Origin of the sequence: Klebsiella sp. JB_Kp004, assembly GCF_040065795.1 — a bacterium.
GTDB classification, from domain to species: domain Bacteria; phylum Pseudomonadota; class Gammaproteobacteria; order Enterobacterales; family Enterobacteriaceae; genus Klebsiella; species Klebsiella quasipneumoniae.
Window position 1 is genome coordinate 247,929 of record NZ_JBEAKW010000001.1, and the last position, 17,812, is coordinate 265,740.

20 protein-coding genes and 1 pseudogene are annotated in these 17,812 nt (G+C 59.4%); 8 read left to right on the plus strand and 13 right to left on the minus strand.

The annotated features are described in order from the left end of the window. Positions 1–45 precede the first annotated feature (45 nt). Positions 46–1,236, plus strand: a complete 1,191-nt coding sequence (locus ABLX76_RS01165; protein ID WP_348873789.1) for an MFS transporter — start codon at positions 46–48, stop codon at positions 1,234–1,236. Here the strand turns inward: ABLX76_RS01165 and ABLX76_RS01170 are convergent. The 8 genes from ABLX76_RS01170 to ABLX76_RS01205 all read right to left on the minus strand — a co-directional run bounded on the left by ABLX76_RS01170 (position 1,233) and on the right by ABLX76_RS01205 (position 8,482). Next, positions 1,233–2,249 (minus strand): C45 family peptidase, encoded by a 1,017-nt coding sequence (locus tag ABLX76_RS01170; RefSeq protein ID WP_348873791.1) that lies wholly within the window; start codon positions 2,247–2,249, stop codon positions 1,233–1,235. The genes ABLX76_RS01165 and ABLX76_RS01170 overlap by 4 nt on opposite strands. A 21-nt stretch (positions 2,250–2,270) precedes the next feature. Then, positions 2,271–2,993, minus strand: a complete 723-nt coding sequence (gene glnQ, locus ABLX76_RS01175; protein WP_032429131.1) for a glutamine ABC transporter ATP-binding protein GlnQ — start codon at positions 2,991–2,993, stop codon at positions 2,271–2,273. A gap of 2 nt (positions 2,994–2,995) precedes the next feature. Next, complete coding sequence (gene glnP, locus ABLX76_RS01180) at positions 2,996–3,652, minus strand: glutamine ABC transporter permease GlnP (protein ID WP_086076167.1); 657 nt, start codon at positions 3,650–3,652, stop codon at positions 2,996–2,998. A 51-nt stretch (positions 3,653–3,703) separates the two neighbouring features. Then, positions 3,704–4,456 carry a glutamine ABC transporter substrate-binding protein GlnH gene (gene glnH / locus ABLX76_RS01185; protein WP_023289263.1) on the minus strand — a complete coding sequence of 251 codons (753 nt, stop codon included), beginning with the start codon at positions 4,454–4,456 and terminating at the stop codon, positions 3,704–3,706. A gap of 127 nt (positions 4,457–4,583) precedes the next feature. Then, positions 4,584–5,138: a 4-carboxymuconolactone decarboxylase gene (locus tag ABLX76_RS01190; protein ID WP_023289262.1), complete on the minus strand. Its 555-nt coding sequence runs from the start codon at positions 5,136–5,138 to the stop codon at positions 4,584–4,586. Beyond that, entirely contained in the window at positions 5,135–6,463 is a 1,329-nt protein-coding gene (locus ABLX76_RS01195) for an aspartate aminotransferase family protein (RefSeq protein ID WP_086076169.1), read from the minus strand. The genes ABLX76_RS01190 and ABLX76_RS01195 overlap by 4 nt, the downstream gene beginning before the upstream one ends. A gap of 128 nt (positions 6,464–6,591) precedes the next feature. Next, the gene (locus tag ABLX76_RS01200; RefSeq protein WP_064154862.1) at positions 6,592–7,449 is read right to left on the minus strand and encodes a MurR/RpiR family transcriptional regulator; all 858 of its coding nucleotides are present in this window, start codon (positions 7,447–7,449) and stop codon (positions 6,592–6,594) included. Positions 7,450–7,573: 124 nt separating this feature from the next. After that, positions 7,574–8,482 (minus strand): LysR family transcriptional regulator, encoded by a 909-nt coding sequence (locus ABLX76_RS01205; protein ID WP_087848715.1) that lies wholly within the window; start codon positions 8,480–8,482, stop codon positions 7,574–7,576. Positions 8,483–8,582: 100 nt separating this feature from the next. On the opposite strand from ABLX76_RS01205, the gene ABLX76_RS01210 reads away from it, so the two are divergent. Both ABLX76_RS01210 and ABLX76_RS01215 read left to right on the plus strand, forming a co-directional pair. After that, positions 8,583–9,692, plus strand: coding sequence for an alkene reductase (locus ABLX76_RS01210; RefSeq protein ID WP_348873794.1), 1,110 nt, complete (start codon positions 8,583–8,585; stop codon positions 9,690–9,692). Between the two features lie 2 nt (positions 9,693–9,694). Next, complete coding sequence (locus ABLX76_RS01215; RefSeq protein WP_101977910.1) at positions 9,695–10,288, plus strand: ester cyclase; 594 nt, start codon at positions 9,695–9,697, stop codon at positions 10,286–10,288. 90 nt (positions 10,289–10,378) lie between these two features. Here ABLX76_RS01215 and ABLX76_RS01220 read toward each other — a convergent pair whose 3' ends face one another. Beyond that, positions 10,379–11,128, minus strand: coding sequence for an SDR family oxidoreductase (locus tag ABLX76_RS01220; RefSeq protein ID WP_012542112.1), 750 nt, complete (start codon positions 11,126–11,128; stop codon positions 10,379–10,381). A gap of 166 nt (positions 11,129–11,294) precedes the next feature. Between ABLX76_RS01220 and ABLX76_RS01225 the strand changes: the two genes are divergently transcribed. Beyond that, complete coding sequence (locus tag ABLX76_RS01225) at positions 11,295–12,200, plus strand: LysR family transcriptional regulator (protein ID WP_348873796.1); 906 nt, start codon at positions 11,295–11,297, stop codon at positions 12,198–12,200. A 6-nt stretch (positions 12,201–12,206) separates the two neighbouring features. Here the strand turns inward: ABLX76_RS01225 and ABLX76_RS01230 are convergent, their stop codons facing one another. Beyond that, entirely contained in the window at positions 12,207–13,472 is a 1,266-nt protein-coding gene (locus tag ABLX76_RS01230; RefSeq protein WP_101861468.1) for a Y-family DNA polymerase, read from the minus strand. A 2-nt stretch (positions 13,473–13,474) separates the two neighbouring features. Next, entirely contained in the window at positions 13,475–13,894 is a 420-nt protein-coding gene (locus ABLX76_RS01235) for a translesion error-prone DNA polymerase V autoproteolytic subunit (RefSeq protein WP_032452491.1), read from the minus strand. 270 nt (positions 13,895–14,164) lie between these two features. Between ABLX76_RS01235 and ABLX76_RS01240 the strand changes: the two genes are divergently transcribed. Next, complete coding sequence (locus ABLX76_RS01240; protein ID WP_004203750.1) at positions 14,165–14,407, plus strand: DinI family protein; 243 nt, start codon at positions 14,165–14,167, stop codon at positions 14,405–14,407. Positions 14,408–14,567: 160 nt separating this feature from the next. On the opposite strand, the gene ABLX76_RS01245 is transcribed toward ABLX76_RS01240, so the two are convergent. Continuing rightward, positions 14,568–15,704 (minus strand): glycosyltransferase family 9 protein, encoded by a 1,137-nt coding sequence (locus ABLX76_RS01245; RefSeq protein ID WP_072096653.1) that lies wholly within the window; start codon positions 15,702–15,704, stop codon positions 14,568–14,570. On the opposite strand from ABLX76_RS01245, the pseudogene ABLX76_RS01250 reads away from it, so the two are divergent. The 3 genes and pseudogenes from ABLX76_RS01250 (at position 15,699) to ABLX76_RS01260 (ending at position 17,014) form a co-directional block, all read left to right on the plus strand. After that, positions 15,699–15,855: pseudogene (locus ABLX76_RS01250) on the plus strand (hypothetical protein). The gene ABLX76_RS01245 and the pseudogene ABLX76_RS01250 overlap by 6 nt on opposite strands. A gap of 95 nt (positions 15,856–15,950) precedes the next feature. Further along, a complete protein-coding gene (locus ABLX76_RS01255; RefSeq protein WP_023289251.1) occupies positions 15,951–16,451 on the plus strand; it encodes a YbaK/prolyl-tRNA synthetase associated domain-containing protein in 501 nt (166 codons plus the stop codon). A 116-nt stretch (positions 16,452–16,567) separates the two neighbouring features. Then, complete coding sequence (locus tag ABLX76_RS01260; RefSeq protein ID WP_004203746.1) at positions 16,568–17,014, plus strand: DUF441 domain-containing protein; 447 nt, start codon at positions 16,568–16,570, stop codon at positions 17,012–17,014. On the opposite strand, the gene ABLX76_RS01265 is transcribed toward ABLX76_RS01260, so the two are convergent. After that, positions 16,998–17,792, minus strand: coding sequence for a helix-turn-helix transcriptional regulator (locus ABLX76_RS01265; RefSeq protein WP_072096654.1), 795 nt, complete (start codon positions 17,790–17,792; stop codon positions 16,998–17,000). The two genes, ABLX76_RS01260 and ABLX76_RS01265, sit on opposite strands and share 17 nt — an antisense overlap. Positions 17,793–17,812: the final 20 nt, after the last annotated feature.

Genomic DNA, 17,812 nt, shown 5'->3' on the forward strand with positions numbered 1-17,812 from the left:
TCCGCGCACCGCGCGGAACGCACCTTTCCTAAGGATACGCCTGATATGAAAGAGATTGCTTTACCCCTCCACCCGGCGCCGGCGCGCGTCTGGATAGCCCTCGTTGCGCTCGGGATCTGCGCCTTTTCGATCGTCACCAGCGAACTGGCGCCGGTGGGCATGCTCAGCGCCCTGGCGGCGGATTTTCACCAGACGGAATCCGGCATGGGCCTCGCCGTCACCGCCTATGGCTGGGTGGGCGCCCTGGCGGCTCTGCTTTCCGGCGCGATGCCGGCGCGTATTTCCCGCAAGGCGCTGCTGGTCGGGCTGATGCTGATCCTGGCGCTTTCCTGCCTCGCCGCAACCCGGTCTTATTCGATGTTCGCCCTGATGAGCGCCCGCATGATTGGCGCCCTGGCGCATGGCGCCTTCTGGGCCTTAATTGGCATCGTCGCCGCGCAGCTGGTACCGCCGCACCGGCTGGGGCTGGCCACGGCGATCATTTTTGGCGGCGTGTCGGCGGCAAGCGTAGTGGGGGTACCGCTGGCGAGCTTTATCGCCACCCTGGCGGGGTGGCGACACGCGTTTATGGCGATGGCCTTGCTGTCACTGGCCGCCGCAGCGGCACTGTGCTCGACGCTGCCCCCGCTGGCCGCCCCTGCCTCCGTCAGGCTGCGTGTTTATCGCGATATTTTCCGCAATCCACTGCTCGGTGGCCTGTATGGCGCCACGGCCTGCATCATTACCGCACACTTTGCCGCCTTCACCTACATTGAACCGCTGCTGATAAATCTGCAGGGAGTCCCGGCGACCGCCCTCTCCGGCCTGCTGCTGCTGTCAGGGGTTTCCGGGCTGCTGGGTAACGTTATCGCCGGTAAGCTTATCGATCGTCATCTGAAGGGGCTGATTTTCGCTGCGCTGCTGCTGAGCGGGGGCGCGCTGGCGATCCTTGGCGCCGCCCGTCCTGCGCCACTGCCGTTCTGTTTTAGCGGGCTACTGTTAGCCCTGTGGGGCGCCGGCATCGCGATTGTGTTCGTCGGCTTACAGACCTGGCTGCTGCGCAGCGCGGGCGCGGTCGCCCAGCCGGCGTCAGCCATTTACGTGGCCATTTTTAATGCCGCCATCGGCACCGGGGCGCTTGTCGGCGGCCAGCTGATCGCCTCAGCTGGCCTGTCGGGAATGGTGTGGCTGGCGGCGGGGATCATGGTGGGCAGTACGCTGCTGATCGCCCTGCTGAAAGCGCCCTCGGCCCGCTAAACACAGCCCTGTAAAACCGCGTTTTCACGGTCCAGAGTGAAGACCTGCCACACGACGCGGGTCGCGCTCAAGGTAAAAATGGCCGTCGCCAGCGTATTTTCCTCATCCGGATCGTCGGGAGACAGCCGGTAAATCGGTAACAGCGGATCCTGCTGGTCGGAGAGCATCGCTTTCGCTGTCACGCCATCCAGCGGCGGGTTCGTCGCCAGCCACGCGTCCAGGCGCCGCTGGCGCGAAGCGGAGCTCCCGGTCACGATCTGTTCAATGGCCGCAAGCTGGGGATGGATCAGATGGTTGGCATGCCCGCCGGTGGTGGACAACTCGAGCACCGAGCTGCCGGAGCCGGTGGCTTCCACGCTAAACAGACGGCTATCACCCATCTGGCCCAGGGTGTGGTGAAATGCGCCCGCGCGCAGCGTGGCGCTCAGCAAAGTGACGGCTTCCTCTAAGGTGGCGGCGTTCAGCGATGCGCGGGCCACAATCTGGCGCGGCATGCCGTCCGGACGATGCACGGCGCGAATATTGTTGACCGTATTGACTATCCCCTTCTCATTCACCGCGAAGGTGTGCCCGCACAGGGAGCCGGGATAGGCAAAGCTGGTGAAGGCGAGGCCCACCTCCGGGGTTACGCTGACGATGGCGCACTCTTCACGCAGCTGCGGGAAGCCGTCTTCATTGTGCGCAATGATCAACGCGCCCTCCGGGCTTCTCCCCGCCAGGGTGGTGCAGCCATCTGACGTCGAACGTACCAGATCGCCGCGACAGTTCCAGGCGAACACCTCATCCACCGGCGCCTGCAGCCCCTCCGCCATGCCCTCCAGCTCCTGCCAAATCAGCGGGAACTGCGCCTGCACGGCTGCACGCATGCGCTGGGTCTGTTCCGCCGTTTTCAGGGCGGTTACGGTTTGCCACAGCGCCGTTTGCCTGATTTTAGTATGCCAGGCCTCACGACCAAACGCGCCAAGCTGCTGACCGACCGCATAGGCGGAACCACGGATTGCGATTGTTTTCATATTGTCATCATTCACTTATGTTCAGGATACGTGTTGCAAAAACTCTTGCAGTCGCGGATTGCTGCTGGCCGTGAGCAGCGCCTCAGGTGAACCATCTTCGGCGATAGTGCCGCCATCAATAAAGATCAACCGGGAAGCCACCTCTCTGGCAAAGCCAATCTCATGGGTCACAATCACCATCGTCATGCCCTCTTCGGCCAGGGATCGCATGACCTTTAACACCTCATGCCGCAGTTCAGGATCGAGGGCGGATGTTGGCTCATCAAATAACATCATTTTGGGTTTCACCGCCAGGGCGCGCGCTATCGCCACGCGCTGCTGCTGACCGCCCGAGAGCTCTGCCGGATAGTGGTTGGCGCGTTCACGCAGCCCCACACGGTCCAGCAACGCCAGCGCCTGCTCCCGCGCCGCGGCCTTGCTCTGCTTGCGCACGCGAAGCGGACCGAACATGACATTCTCCAGGGCGGTCAGATGCGGAAACAAATGAAACTGTTGAAACACCATACCGGCTTCGCGGCGAATATCACACTCATTCGCATGCGGATCCGTAATGTGCATGCCCGCCACCAGCAGCGTGCCCGAAGAGATCGCCTCCAGCTTGTTGATACAGCGCAACAGGGTCGATTTTCCCGAGCCGGAAGGACCGATGATCACCACCACCTCGCCCGCTTCAATCTTTAAATTGATATCGTGCAGCACCTGAGTGGCGCCGAAGTTTTTCGCTACCGCGCTAAATTCAACCATGCTCATAAAATATGGATCCTTTTCTCAAGTTGTTTCAGCAGGAAGCTCAGGCACAATGTTAAAAACAGATAAATCATCGCCACCGCCGTCCACACCTCCAGCGCCCGAAAATTGCCGGCAATAATCTCTTGTCCCTGACGGGTTAATTCTGCCACGCCAATGACAATAAACAGCGAGGTATCTTTTATACTGATAATCCACTGATTGCCTAATGCCGGGATCATCCGCCGAAAAGCCAGCGGCATAATGACATGCCACAGGGTGCTGCGCGGCGATAATCCCATCGCCAGGCTGGCTTCTTTAAATCCTTTATTAATCGACAGAATCGCGCCCCGGGTGATCTCCGCTATATAAGCCCCGGAGTTAATCACAATGGTGATAATGGCGGCGGGAACCGGGTCAATACGCAATGGCAACACCATCGGCAGGGCGAAGTAGATAAACATCACCTGCACCATAATTGGCGTCCCGCGGATGACTTCCACAAACACCAGCGATACCGTTTTGGATATTGTTCCGCCTAATGCGCGGCAGGTCCCGGCCAGCAAGCCAATGATTAATCCACCTAATAAACCTGATAACGAAATAATCAGCGTCAGCTGCAAACCTTGCATCAGCAGCGGTAATGCATCCCAAATATAGCGACTGTCAAAATTCATGCTTCTACCCGTAAAGAAAATATGAGGTCGGATCGCTCCGACCTGGCAGGGTTATTTCGGCTGTTTAGCAAACCACTTTACGTAAATCTTGTCGTAGGTGCCATCGGCGCGCAGGGCCTGCAGGGCCTGGTTGACTTTTGGCGTCAGGCTGCTGTTTTTCTGCATCGCAAAGCCATACTGCTGTGGCAGAATGCTGTCCGTCTCACCGGTGGATTTGACCTTGCCGTTACCCGCCGTCTTCACGTAGTAAAGGACATTCGGTGAATCATGAACCACGGCATCGAGATTACCGGCCTGCAGGTCAAGGTAGGCGTTATCGATATTCGGGAACTCGATATAATTCGCTTTATATTTGCTTTTCATAAAGCTGGCTGCCGCCGTCCCCTGCTTAAGGCCGACTTTTTTCCCGGTCAAATCGCTGAATTTAACAATGGAGTTGTCGGTACTTTTCACGGCCATGAGCAGGTCGGCATTATAATATCCTTCGCTGAAGTCCACGACCTGCTTGCGCGCATCGGTAATCGTTATTCCCGCCATCGCCACATCCAGATTACGCGACTGCAGACCGGGGATCAGGCCGCCGAAATCCATCGGCCTTAATTCGTAGCTGATATGCATTTTCTTCGCAATCGCGTCCCACAGATCGATATCAAAGCCGACATATTTATCGCCTTGTTTAAATTCAAATGGAACAAAGGCAGTATCGACACCCACCGTTATTTTATCTTCTGCTGCTGTCACAAAACTGGCTGAACAAATAACTAATGCCAGCGTCAGCTTTAATTTCTTAAATAATCCACTCATAATTACCCTCAGCGTCAGTGAAATAGCCTACAACGAACGTCATCCTGCGAAATATCTCGCCGGAAGAATTAATTATAAGAGCTGATATGCCGGGCGCAGTTTTATGCGCCCGAATAAAATCGATAACCTATTCAGAAAACAGAGAGTCAGAGGTATCCGGTACTGGCGTTTGCGCGCTGTTCATCACCATGGAGAGAAAACTGTAATAACCGTTTATTCCAATCAGATCCACCACGCCCTTCTCGCCCCATAACTCAATGGCTTGTTGCCAGGTCTCATCGCTGACCTTTTGCTGTTGATGCAGCTGCTGACAGAAGTCATAGATCGCCTGCTCATCGGGCCGCAGATCCGCGGGCCGGCGCCTTTCCTTAATCGCCTGCACCGCCGCGGCAGAGATCCCTTTCTCGCGGGCTATCGGCGCATGGATCGCCCACTCTACCGGCTGCGACCAGTGCCGCGCGGTCAGCAAAATCGCCAGTTCAGAAAGACGCTGGCCCAGCGCGCTGCGATAGCGCAGGTACTCCCCCATACGCTGGGCATGGGCCATCAGCTCGGGACTACGCAGCAGCGGCTCAAAAGGCGGCAGTAAGGCGCCGCGCGGTCCGTTGATGATCTCTTCCGCTAACTGACGCTGCCGATCGTCCCATTCCTGTTCCGCCAGGGGCGGTAAACGATTGATCATAATTTCCCCGTCTCTTCGCGGATCACGCTGTTCAGCGTATCGACCACAAAATCGAGCTGCGCCGGGGTGATGATAAACGGCGGTGCAATCAGGATGTGGTCGCCAGACTGGCCATCGATCGTGCCGCCCATGGGATAGACCATCAGTCCGCGCGCCATACAGTTTGCTTTGATCGCGGCGTGCAGCTTCAGGGCAGGATCGAATGGCGTTTTGTCGTCTTTATCGCGCACCAGTTCGACCCCCGCAAACAGGCCACGTCCGCGCGTATCACCGACATGCGGTAACTCCCCCAGCACCTCGCGCAGCGCCTTGTGCAGATAGGCGCCCTGCTGTTTGACGGCGTCCAGTAAATTATCGCGCGCGATCACCTGCTGCACCGCCAGGGCTGCCGACGCGGCGGTGGCATGACAAATGTAAGTGTGACCGTGCTGGAACAACCCGCTGCCCGCCTTCAGCGCGGAGACGATGGTCTCACTCGCCAGTACCGCCCCAATCGGCTGATAGCCTCCGCCGAGTCCCTTGGCGATGGTCACTAAATCGGGCACCACGTCGTCCTGTTCAAACGCATGCAGCGTCCCGGTCCGCCCCATACCGCACATCACCTCATCCGCGATGTACAGGATGCCGTATTTGTCGCACAGGCGGCGGACCCCTTGCAGATAGCCCGGCGTCGGCGGCGTGGCTCCCGTCGTCGCTCCCACCACGGTTTCCGCACAGAAACCGATGATCGTTTCCGGGCCGGCCTCAAGGATGGCTTGCTCCAGCTCATTGAGCAGACGTTCGGTATACTGTTGCTGGGTCTCGTCAGTCCGGCGATCGCGGTACTCATTGCAGGCTGAGACGCGGATAACATCCATTAATAAGGGGGCAAACTGGCGACGGCGCCATTCGTTACCGCCCACCGCCAGCGCGCCCAGCGTATTGCCATGATAGCTCTGTTGACGGGCGATAAAGCGGGTGCGCGATGGCTGGCCGATCTCCACAAAGTACTGCCGCGCCATCTTCAGCGCCGTCTCTACCGCCTCAGAACCGCCCGAGACAAAGTAGGCGTAGTTAAGCTCGCCGGGCGCCGTGCGGGTGAGATGTTCGGCAAGCTGCTCGACGGCATCGCTGGTGAAAAAGCTGGTATGCGCATAGGCCAGCCGATCGATCTGGCGGTGCATCGCCGCCAGCACATCAGGATGCGCGTGTCCGAGGCAGGAAACCGCCGCCCCGCCACAGGCATCAAGATACGGTTTTCCCTGGGCATCAAAGATATAGGCCCCTTGCGCACGTGAGGCCACCATCGGCGTGCTATGCAGGCTGCGGTGAATGACATGACTCATACTGGGTTCTGCTCCTGAATCCGCTACATTAATTGAGCGTATCTTGCAGGATCCATTTGGATCACGTCAACGAATTAAAGATATAAATGCATCCATTATACTTATAACTGATACATTTGAATCATTTATCAGGACTTACCGGGGATCACGTAGGCGCCAGACTCAATGAGATAGCGTTCGGCACTTTCAATTTTACTCACCGCCTCCCGGCCGTGGCGCACCACCAGCATCGCCAGCAGACACTCCGCCAGCCCCATGCCGGAGACCACGGAAGGAAAAAATGACGGACTGTCGATGGAGAACAGCAGCGTGCAGTCTGCCGCCTGCGCTAAGGGGGAAACCGGCGAGTCGGTAATGGCGAGGATCTTCGCCCCGGCCTGCCGGGCTGCCCGTAAAACATCCAGTGATTCGCGTGAATAGGGCGCAAAGCTGGTGAGTAAGACGCAGTCCCGGGCGGTCAGTTCGCGGGTAAAGACTTCGATATTGCTGGCCAGGCCATCGATTAACGATACCTGGCGGTTGAACAGTCGATAGACATAAAATAGCGACCACGCGATCGGAAAGCTGGCGCGGAATCCGCAGATATAGACATTCTCCGCGCTATCGAGCAAGGTCACCGCCTGCTCCATCTGCTGGGCATTTTCGTTTTGCGTAAAGGTCAGGTTCGCCTGATGCGCCTGAAATACCTCTTTATACAGCTGCGTTTGCGTCCCGCGGGCCATCATTTTTTCCGCTTTTGATACGTATGTATCATTGCGCAGCCCCAGGTCGTCAATGAAATCGCTTTTTAGCTCGCTCCAGCCGCGGTAGCCCAGCCGCTGCGCCAGACGCAGCAGCGTTGCCGGTTTTACCCCGGCTTCCGCCGCGAAGGCGCGCATGGATAACACCACCAGCTGACTGGCATTTTGCAGTGAGAACTCGGCGGCGCGTTGCAGCTCGGGCGACAACCCGCCGAATTCATTAATGATTTTTTCCCTGAGATTCATGGCAGCCACTGACTGGTTTTAAGTGAAAGCTATCTAATCATATTTGAGATCAAGACTCTATAGGCTGGCATAACACCCGGGGGCCATCCTTTGCGGTTCTGAGCATGACTAACCGCCGTGCCCGTCATCTCTCCAGCCAGTCGATAAAAAACGCCATAAACGCCGATACCTGAGGGGGCTGCAGCTTTCGCTGGGGAAAGACAAACTGCAGCCCAACCTCCTTGCGGTCTAACCGACTGAAACCGGTGAAGCGGTCGGCAAACAGCACCTGAAGCCGCCCCTCCTCGACATCCCTCTTCACATCCCACCATGATTTACCGGCGATCCCCGCCCCGCTGAGCGCCCACTGCCGCAGCAGTGCCCCATCGTCGCAGACCATCGCCGGCGTCACCCGGATGACCTGCTCTTTTCCCGCGTCCTCAAAGCGCCACTCGTTCATCACCACGCCGTGCCGCTCCAGCGCCAGGCAGCGATGATGATGCAGCGCCTCGGGCGAAGCAGGCGTTCCACGGGCGGCAAGGTAATCCGTCGAGGCCACCAGCACCCGATGGTTAGGACGAATGTGGCGGATGGCCAGGCTACTGTCCGGCAGGTTACCGACGCGAATGCTCATATCCAGCCGGTTGGCGACCAGATCCTCCACGCGCTCGCCTAAGTAGACGGAAAAGGTCACTTCCGGGTGACGGCGGGTAAAGTCGACGATGGCCGGGCTAAGGTATTGTCGGCCAAAGTCGGAGGGGGCGGAAAGGCGAATATCGCCGCTCAGGACCCCCTCTTTTTGCGTCAGCAACGACTCGGCGTGGCGCGCCTCCTCCAGCACGCGCCGCGCGGCATGATAAAAATCTTCCCCCGCGTTGGTCAGAGTGATAGCCCGCGTGGAACGATGGAACAGGCGGGTCTGATAACGCTCTTCCATCGCCTTCAGACGTGCAGTCATGGTGGCCGGCGAGAGCGACAACCGTCTGCCGGCGGCGGAGAGTCCCCCCGCCTCGGCGACGGCCACCAGCAGCGCCATATCTTCCAGTTTGCCCATTTTTCGCATTTCCCGAAAAGTGAATCTGTTTTTCGTCTAATTATCAAAATCAGATCCCGACTGTAAAGTGATTTCCATTCCACTCGCAAGGGACATCATTATGAATACGCTCTCACTTTTTGATCGTCATCGCATCGGTACGCTGCCGCTGAAAAACCGCATCGTCATGGCCCCCATGACCCGGGCGCGCGCCCTGCAGCCGGGAAATATCCCCTCCGCGCTGATGGCGGAGTATTACCGCCAGCGCGCCAGCGCGGGGTTGATCGTCACGGAGGCGACGCAAATCTCTCCCGAGGGACAGGGGTACTCCTGGACGCCCGGCCTGCATTCCGCAGACCAGATGGCCGGCTGGCAGTTGACGACCCGGGCCGTACACCAGGCCGGCGGCGTTATTTTTTCTCAGCTCTGGCACGTGGGACGCATGTTGCACGCCCGTTTTCATGCGGATGGTCAACCCGTGGCCCCCTCGGCGCTGGCGCCGGACGCCCAGGTCTGGGTGGTGGATGAGCAGGGCCGGGGCCAAATGGTGGACTGCCCACCGCCGCGGGCGCTCTCCCGGTCGGATATCCAGCGTATTGTCGCCGATTACCGCCAGGCGGCGCGCAATGCGATCGCGGCGGGGTTTGACGGCGTGGAGGTGCACGGCGGCAATGGCTATCTGATCGACCAGTTCCTGCGGCGTACCGCCAACCAGCGCACCGATGAGTACGGCGGTAGCCTGAACAACCGGATCCGTTTTGCCCAGGAGGTGCTGACCGCCATCGGCGACGCTATCGGCCGCGAGCGGACGGGCATCCGCCTTTCCCCCTTCATTACCCAGCGCGGGATGAACGATCCGCAGGTGATCGACGCCATCCTTGCCCTGGCGTCCTGGTGCGAACAGCAGGGTATCGCCTTTATCCACCTGGCGGAGGCGGACTGGGACGATGCGCCAGCCGTTCCCCGGCACTTCCGCGACACGCTGCGCGCAACCTTCAGCGGCACGCTGATCGTGGCCGGGAATTACGATCAGCAAAAGGCGGAGCGCATTCTTGGCGCCGGTCTCGCCGACCTGGTGGCTTTTGGCCGCCCGTTTATTGCCAATCCCGACCTGCCGCAGCGGCTTCAGCACCGCTGGCCGCTGGCGACCGTCAGCGATCCCGGCACGCTGTTTGGCGGAACGGCGGCGGGCTATACCGACTATCCCTTCTATACGGAGCATAAAGAGTGAAAATGACCCACAATATGTTACCTGCCGGGTGTGGTGTCGCTGTTGCCCGCACGCTGGCCAGGCGCGGCCTCACGCGCCGTCGCTGCGCCACCGCGCTGCTGCTTGCCGGAATGTCCGGCTCCGCGTACGCAGCCCAACAGGATCTGCTGAAGCCGGCACAACTCATCGCTGACGGCAGCCTTCCCGCTGCCACACGCGCCGCCAATGAATATGTCGCCAGGCAATACGCCACGTTCTGGAATACCGGCGATGACGCGCTGGCCCGGGCGGCACTGGCGGAGAACTTTATCGATAAAACGCCCCCGGAAGGGCGCCAACAGGGGCCGGAAGGAGCGATCCTCGCCTCCAGAGCGTTTCGCCAGGCGGTGCCGGATTTACGCTGTGATGTCGAACAAATGATCGTGGCCGGTGACCGGGTGGTCTCACACTTACATTTTCATGGCCACTTTACCGGGACCTTCGGCACCCGGCAGGGGAAGGGACAAAATATCGATTTTATCGCCACCGATATCTATCAGATCAGCGGCGGTAAAATTACCGCCAACTGGCATATTGAAGATAACCTGACGCTGATGAAACAGCTGGGCGCGCAATAAGCTGCCCACCCGGACGATGAGTAAGCGATCGGCAAAACCACGAGCCGCCCCGGTCTCCGCCAGGGCGGCTCGCCTGGCGACAGACTGTGCTTAGATTTGCGCCATTCCACCGTCGACATAGATCTCTGCGGCGTTAATAAAGCTCGACTCATCCGACGCTAAAAACACCACCGTCCGACCAATCTCCTCCGGCTCGCCCAGCCGCCCGAGCGGCACGCTGGCGGCCAGAGCATCGAACAAGCCCTGACGGTCCGCCTCCGCCACCAGCCCGCCCAGACCCGGGGTACGTACCGGCCCCGGGCTGACGACATTGATGCGGATCCCGCGATCGTTCACCTCCAGCGCCCAGGAGCGCGCCAGGCTGCGTACCGCAGCTTTACTGGCGCTATAGATGCTGAAGTTAGCCGTCCCTTTGACCGCCGCCGTAGAGCCGGTCAAAATCACCGAGGCGCCGTCGGTGAGCAGCGGCAGCGCTTTCTGCACGGTGAACACCACCCCGCGCACGTTGGTGGCGAAAATCCGCTCGACGTGCGCTTCGGTGATGGCGCTGAGCGGCAGCATATCCCCGCCGCCAGCATTGGCGAACAGCACATCCAGGCGGCCGGACTCGTCGGCAATGGTCGCAAATACCGCGTCAAGATCGCTTAACACGGCGGCGTCGGCGCGGATCCCGCGGGCGGCGGGCCCGATGAATCTTACCGCCGCATCCAGCTCCTCCTGTCGGCGGCCGGTGATATACACCTTCGCGCCCTGCTCCGCCAGCGCTTTCGCCGACGCCAGGCCAATCCCGGTGCTGCCGCCGGTCACTAACGCCACTTTATCCGCAAGTTTTTTGCTCATGGTGCATTTCCTTGGTTAGAGTATAAACAGGCCAGGCTCGCGAAAGCGCCCCGCCGGGTATGGAAAGCACTGTAATCGCCTCAGAGAGGCGGAAAAATGGCCTAATCTGAAAAACACTTTTCCCCTCCGTGGATAATAACGTCCAATAACCAGGATCACGCCCATAATGGACCGGTTTTCAGCCCTCAAAGCCTTCACCCGCGTTGTCGAAGCCGGCAGCTTTACCCGCGCCGCGGACTCGCTGGATATGCCCAACGCCACGCTCAGCAAAACCATCAAGCAACTGGAAGCGCACCTGGGGGTTTCCCTCCTGCAGCGCACCACCCGGCGTATTACCGTAACGCCGGAAGGACGGGAGTACTATGAAAAAGCTCGCTGCCTGCTGGAAGACCTGGAAGAGATCGACGCCTCCTTCAATACCGCCCACAATAAGCCGAAGGGCCATCTGCGGATCGCCATCGGCGGGTCGACCGCGCGCGATGTGCTGATCCCGATGCTGGCGGACTTTATGACCTCCTGGCCGGATATCCATATTGATTTGCAGGTGGCCGATAAACCCGCGGACCTCATCAGCGGCAATATTGACTGCGCCATCCGCGGCGGGCCGATGGAAGACTCGACGCTGATCGCCCGTAAAATCGGCGAGGCGACGCTGGTTACCTGCGCCACCCCTTGCTATCTTCAGCGCTACGGTACGCCCGCCTCGCCGGATGAACTGAACCATGGCCACCGGCTCATCAGCTACCTGTCGCCGGCCAGCGGCAGAGCGTTTCCGTTTCGCTTTACGCGTCACGGCGTCAGTACCGAGCTCAAGACAGAGCCCCATCGCGGCATCAATGAGAGCAACGCGCATATTGCCGCCGTCGAGGCGGGCTTAGGCATTGTGCAGACCTTTACCTATTCGCTAAGACCCGCGCTGGCGAGCGGCAAACTGGTGGAGATCCTCAGCGCCTGGCGCCCGGCCCCCTATCCTTTTCACGTCGTCTATGCCCGGCACCGGCACGTGCCGCCCCGGCTCCGCGTCTTTATTGACTGGCTGGCGGCGGTTTTTCCGGACGCGGTGCAGGGATAGCGCGCGTTATCTGACGCGGAGCAGGTCGCCGTATCGCGTGGTGTAGCGCGGCGATAGCATCTCTCGCTTCATCTGCCACTGCTGCTGGATCCCCTGGCCGGCAAAATAGAGCGCCCCCCTGCCGTTTTTCGCATTCAGCTGGTCGAGCACCTGCATCAGCCTGGCGCTGTTCTGCCGCGGGGCAAGCTCGTCGAACAGGTTCAGCTGGGCGACGCCCTGGCTGTAGAAATCGCCGAGCATCACCCCGGCCTTCTGATAGCGGTGCCCCGCTTTCCAGATGGCGTCCAGGCAGCTTGTCGCCGCGACGATAATATCCCGGGAATCCTGCGTCGGCGTCAGCAGCTTCAGCGAGGCGCTGTTGCCGTAATAGGGTTCATTCAACGCGAAGGGGCTGGTTTTGACAAAGGCGGAGACGAACCGGCAGTACTGATGCTCACCGCGCAGCTTTTCTGCTGCCCGCGCGGCATAGCTGCAGATCGCCTGGCGCATATCCTCATAGGCCGTAATGCGATCCCCGAACGAGCGGCTGCAGATAATTTCCTGCTTCGCGGGGGCAAACTCCTCCAGCGCCAGGCAAGGCTCGCCGCGCAGCTCCCGTACCGTTCGCTCGAGCACCACCGTGAAGTGCTTGCGGATAAAGCGGATATCGCTCTCCGCCAGCTGGAGTACCGTGCCGATCCCCATCGCCTCGAGCTTTTTGCCGATCCGCCGCCCGATGCCCCAGACCTCACTCACCGGCAGCAGCGCCATCAGCTTTCGCTGCCGCTGCGGGCAAGATAAATCCACTACCCCGCCCGTCTGCCGCTGCCACTGCTTCGCCGCGTGGTTGGCCAGCTTCGCCAGGGTTTTGGTCGGGGCGATCCCGACGCCCAGCGTCAGATGGGTGCGCTGCTGCACCGTGGCGCGGATTTCCCGGCCAAAGTCAGTCAGATCTCTGCAGTGGCGCACGCCGCTGACATCGCAAAAGGCTTCATCGATACTGTAAATTTCGCAGCGCGGGGCGAGCTCTTCCAGGGTGGACATCACCCGGCTGGACATGTCGGCGTACAGCTCATAGTTGCTGCTGAACGCCACGACGCCGTGGCGAAGAAACGCCGCCTTCTGCTTAAAGTAGGGTTCGCCCATTTTCACAAACGGCTTCGCCTCCGCCGAGCGGGCGATCACGCAGCCATCGTTGTTCGACAGCACCACCACCGGCCGCCCCTTCAGGTCTGGCCGGAAGGCGGTCTGGCAGCTCGCATAGAAGGCGTTCACATCACAGTGCGCGAACATGATCAGCCCGCCGCCTTGATGATGTAGGTCACCACGCCGAAAATATCGAGCGTCTCCTCGCGGCCGACCACGATGGGCGAATAGGCCGGGTTCATCGGGTTAAGCTGCACCCGCGGCAAAAGCTGCAGCTTTTTTACGGTAAACTCGCCGCCGACGGCGGCAATCACGATATCGCCATGCTCCGCTTTGCGCGCGCTGTCCACCACCAGCAGATCGCCTTCGTCAATGCCGGCGTCGATCATGCTGTCGCCAGCGGCTTTGACAAAATAGGTCGCGCTGGGATGCTGCACCAGCAGCTCGTTGAGGTCGATTCGCTTCTCGACATAGTCCTGAGCCGGGCTGGGAAAGCCGCACTGCACCAGGTCGGCAAAAAAGGGAAAGGAGACAATCTGACGTAGCTCAACCGGCGTGTAAAAGTTCATTTTTCAACCCATCATATAATACTGAATATATATACAGTAGTTTTGCCGGTTTTGCCGGTCAATATCGGCTCCAGCTATCAATCGCCAGCACTGAAATAACTCCTTGATGTCACTAAAGGTCACCGTCGTCGGTGGCGGACCGTTTGCTGCTTTTGCGCGCAGCCCGCCCGCCGCGCGAGGTGGCGGATACGCAGCGCCGCGGCAATCGCTTGACACTGTACATTAATACAGTAAAACTATCGCCCGCGATCAGCATACAGAGGACAGAAGATGTTTGTGGAACTGATTTATGACAAGCGCAATTTTGCCGGGCTGCCGGGCGCCAGAGAGACCATTCTTAACGAGCTGACCAAACGCATGCAGCGCATTTTTCCGGAGGCGGAAGTGCGGGTGAAGCCGATGATGACGCTCCCGGCGATCAACACCGACGCCAGCAAGCATGAAAAAGAGCTGATCAGCCGCACGGTGCAGGAGATGTTTGAAGAGGCGGACATGTGGCTCACTGAAGAGTAATCCCGCCCGTCCCTCGCGGCCCCCCCTCTTTAAGAGCTTTCCCGGATGTGGCAGAGCCACGGGCAACAGTACAATAGCGGCGGTTGCAGACTGGCAATGCAACCTTCGCTCACCTGCTGGCTCTTGCATACGGCCAGCAGGTGAGCCTCCCCTCATCGCCTCACAGCGTCTCCGGCAGCGCCGCCATTATCCGATCCACCAGCTCGCGATGCTGATGCACCTTCCCGCATTTAACGATAACCTGCCTGGCGTTGTCATAGCCCGGCGCCCACAGACGGTTGTTGAGCAGAACGTCCTTGTAGACCGCGATCAGCGGTTTGTTCCACGCCGCCGCCATGTGCACCACCGAGGTGTCCGGGGAGATAATCAGCTCCGCCTGGGCAATCAGCGCCATCGCATGGTGCAACGTGTTAAATGGATTAACCACCACCTCCGGCGGCAGCGGGATGCGGATCTCGCGCCGGTGATCGAGCAGAATCACCGCGATCCCCGGATGGCGAGCCAGCAGCTTGTCGAGGAGTTCGGCCAGCTGCGTCTGCGAGAGACTGCGGTCGGCATGGCCGGCAAAAATATTAATCACTACCGCTTTTCCGCTCAGCGACGCCAGATACTGCGCCACCTCCTGCATAATCGGCCCGGGGATCGCCAGGTCGTAAGCATCCAGCCCACAGGTGTCCAGTTTGAGATAATCGGCGATCAACTCGAACGTTTTCGTCACGTGCCAGCGCTGGCAGTCAAAATCAAAAGAGTGGGAGTAGTGCTTAATCGACGGCCATTTATTAAACCCGAGCACCGATTTCGCTTTTATTTGTCGGAAAAGCCGTAGACGATGCACGGGAATATCGAACAGCGAAGGGTCAATAATAATATCGTACTTATTATTAGCCAGTTCATTAATAACGTCGCGGGGAACGTTATGATTAAATTTTCGCAAAAAATCGGCGGACGTGACCGGGTCAGCTTCATAAATATGGCGGATCCGCGGGTTATAACGCATCACCTGGCTATTAGAGGTCGTCAGCAGGAAATCAACGATATAGCCTGACTGATGCAGGCATTTCACCAGCGCGGAATCCACCACCACATCGCCGACCGCCCCCTCGTTGCGCATCAGTAAGACAGTTTTCGCGGACGACAAATCCACCGGCTGACGGCGTCGGCGATCCCAGAGCGCTTTCGCCACTCCCACCCGCAGAGCATTACGTACTTTCTTAGTAAAGTAATTTCGCCGTCTGTTGAGCTCCCTTATTTTATTAAACTTCTTGCGTGGGGAACCCTGCATGGTTGCATCGTGCATCATCCTAACCTCATTACGGCAATCATTAATATTCTGTGTCGTCCGATAAAGACTGAGCGAAATAAAAAAAGTTCGATTGAAAATGAAAATCATTCTTTTTTTTATTTACAAAACTCATCCAGCCCTGCGGGATTGCAACACAGCACTGTGAAGCAATAATGAGTGAATAGTGAATTTCCCGGCCCACCGTTGGCAGGCCGGCGCAACAGCGCTAAGCTGGCTGCTTTATGCTGTCAGGAGGACGCTATGCTTGAAGCAGTAGAAGGTAATATCCACCAGCGACTGTGCGCGCTGCTCGACGAACACCAGGCGCGCTACCGGGTGATGGCGCACGACGCGGTCGGCCAGTGCGAAGCCGTCTCGGCGATCCGCGGCACCGCGCTTGGCCAGGGTGCGAAAGCGTTAGTCTGTAAAGTAAAAGGAAACGGCGTCAACCAGCATGTGCTGGCGATCCTCGCCGCCGATCAGCAGGCCGACCTCGCCAGCCTGGCCCGGCATATCGGCGGCAGCAAAGCCTCGCTGGCCAGCCCGGCGGAAGTGGAGGCGCTCACCGCCTGCGTGTTCGGCGCCATTCCCCCCTTCAGCTTCCATCCGGCGCTGCGCCTGGTGGCCGACCCGCTGCTGTTTGAGCGCTTTCCACAAATCGCCTTTAACGCCGGGCGCCTGGACCGGTCGATCATTCTCGATACCGAAGACTATTTACATATCGCCCGACCGGAGATCGCGACCTTTCGCCGTCTTAGCTAACCGGGCATCGGCCCTGATTTCCGCCGCATGGCGCAAAAATCCTGTTTATTCACGCCATGATGCGTAGAGTAAGCGGGATATTTTTTGGCTTTCTTTTTTGGCAAGGACCTCTGTACATGTTTGATACCACCCTGTTGATCCTGCTGGGTCTGGCGGCGCTCGGCTTTATCAGCCATAACACCACCGTAGCGATCTCCATCCTCGTGCTGATTATCGTGCGCGTCACGCCGCTGAACGCCTTCTTTCCCTGGATTGAGAAACAGGGACTGACCGTCGGGATCATCATTCTGACTATCGGCGTGATGGCGCCCATCGCCAGCGGCACGCTGCCGCCGTCGACCCTGATCCACTCCTTTATGAACTGGAAATCACTGCTGGCGATTGCGGTCGGGGTGTTTGTTTCGTGGCTCGGCGGGCGCGGCGTCTCGCTGATGGGCTCCCAGCCGCATCTGGTGGCCGGACTGCTGGTCGGTACGGTGCTCGGCGTCGCCCTGTTTCGCGGCGTCCCGGTCGGGCCGCTGATTGCCGCCGGGATCATCTCATTGTTTATTGGGAAGTCGTAGCCAGGCTGCCGTGATAGCGGCCCGGCGTCTGTCCGAGCCCTTTCTTAAACATGGTGATGAAGGCGGTGGTGGAATCGTAGCCCAGCGCCTGGGCCGTCTGCTGCACCGTCTGCCCGCGGATCAGCTGCTGCAGCGCAAGGATCAGCTGCAGCTGATGGCGCCAGCGGCGAAAGCTCAGCCCCGTTTCACGCACCACCAGCCGCGCCAGATTGCGCTCGCTCATCGCGAACTCCGCCGCCCACTGGCTCAGGGTCTGCCAGCGCGCCGGATCCTCGGCCATCATCGTCACCATCTGGCGAATTTTCGGGTGGTTCGATACCGGCAGTTGCAGGTGCTCCTGCGGCTGCCGGGGCAGCTCATCAAACAGCACCTGCACCAGCCGGGCCGTGGCGGGGGCGGCCAGCGACTCGCCGCCGCGTTCCGCCAGGGTGAGGATCAGCTCACGCACCAGCGGGGAAATCTTTAACGTACAGCAGCGGTCCGGCATCGGCGCGGCGCCCGGCTCGATGAACAGGAAGCACACCTGGGCGCCGGGGGTGGCGCGGTTACTGTGGGAAAGCTGCCCCGGGACCCACACCGCATACTGCGGCGGCACCATCCACATCGCGTTCTCCACCTCGCAGGTCAAGGCGCCGTGCAGGGCGAGGATCAGCTGCCCCTTACGGTGGGAATGCGCCGGAATATACTGCTCCGCCTCCACCACCCGAATACGAAAGGCAATAGCCGATTCGTGGCCACTGTCCGGTTCATAACCATCCAGACCCAGTCCGATCATCATGTTGTCCGATATTAGCGATA

Excerpts from the sequence above, each read along its gene's own strand:
- ABLX76_RS01195 (WP_086076169.1), bottom strand. The coding sequence starts at position 6,463 with ATGAGTCATGTCATTCACCGCAGCCTGCATAGCACGCCGATGGTGGCC.
- glnH (WP_023289263.1), bottom strand. The coding sequence starts at position 4,456 with ATGAGTGGATTATTTAAGAAATTAAAGCTGACGCTGGCATTAGTTATT.
- ABLX76_RS01165 (WP_348873789.1), top strand. The coding sequence starts at position 46 with ATGAAAGAGATTGCTTTACCCCTCCACCCGGCGCCGGCGCGCGTCTGG.
- ABLX76_RS01210 (WP_348873794.1), top strand. The coding sequence starts at position 8,583 with ATGAATACGCTCTCACTTTTTGATCGTCATCGCATCGGTACGCTGCCG.
- ABLX76_RS01260 (WP_004203746.1), top strand. The coding sequence starts at position 16,568 with ATGTTTGATACCACCCTGTTGATCCTGCTGGGTCTGGCGGCGCTCGGC.
- glnQ (WP_032429131.1), bottom strand. The coding sequence starts at position 2,993 with ATGGTTGAATTTAGCGCGGTAGCGAAAAACTTCGGCGCCACTCAGGTG.
- ABLX76_RS01240 (WP_004203750.1), top strand. The coding sequence starts at position 14,165 with ATGTTTGTGGAACTGATTTATGACAAGCGCAATTTTGCCGGGCTGCCG.
- ABLX76_RS01235 (WP_032452491.1), bottom strand. The coding sequence starts at position 13,894 with ATGAACTTTTACACGCCGGTTGAGCTACGTCAGATTGTCTCCTTTCCC.
- ABLX76_RS01265 (WP_072096654.1), bottom strand. The coding sequence starts at position 17,792 with ATGATGATCGGACTGGGTCTGGATGGTTATGAACCGGACAGTGGCCAC.
- ABLX76_RS01255 (WP_023289251.1), top strand. The coding sequence starts at position 15,951 with ATGCTTGAAGCAGTAGAAGGTAATATCCACCAGCGACTGTGCGCGCTG.
- ABLX76_RS01225 (WP_348873796.1), top strand. The coding sequence starts at position 11,295 with ATGGACCGGTTTTCAGCCCTCAAAGCCTTCACCCGCGTTGTCGAAGCC.
- ABLX76_RS01245 (WP_072096653.1), bottom strand. The coding sequence starts at position 15,704 with ATGCACGATGCAACCATGCAGGGTTCCCCACGCAAGAAGTTTAATAAA.
- ABLX76_RS01220 (WP_012542112.1), bottom strand. The coding sequence starts at position 11,128 with ATGAGCAAAAAACTTGCGGATAAAGTGGCGTTAGTGACCGGCGGCAGC.
- glnP (WP_086076167.1), bottom strand. The coding sequence starts at position 3,652 with ATGAATTTTGACAGTCGCTATATTTGGGATGCATTACCGCTGCTGATG.
- ABLX76_RS01170 (WP_348873791.1), bottom strand. The coding sequence starts at position 2,249 with ATGAAAACAATCGCAATCCGTGGTTCCGCCTATGCGGTCGGTCAGCAG.
- ABLX76_RS01205 (WP_087848715.1), bottom strand. The coding sequence starts at position 8,482 with ATGGGCAAACTGGAAGATATGGCGCTGCTGGTGGCCGTCGCCGAGGCG.
- ABLX76_RS01215 (WP_101977910.1), top strand. The coding sequence starts at position 9,695 with ATGACCCACAATATGTTACCTGCCGGGTGTGGTGTCGCTGTTGCCCGC.
- ABLX76_RS01230 (WP_101861468.1), bottom strand. The coding sequence starts at position 13,472 with ATGTTCGCGCACTGTGATGTGAACGCCTTCTATGCGAGCTGCCAGACC.
- ABLX76_RS01200 (WP_064154862.1), bottom strand. The coding sequence starts at position 7,449 with ATGAATCTCAGGGAAAAAATCATTAATGAATTCGGCGGGTTGTCGCCC.
- ABLX76_RS01190 (WP_023289262.1), bottom strand. The coding sequence starts at position 5,138 with ATGATCAATCGTTTACCGCCCCTGGCGGAACAGGAATGGGACGATCGG.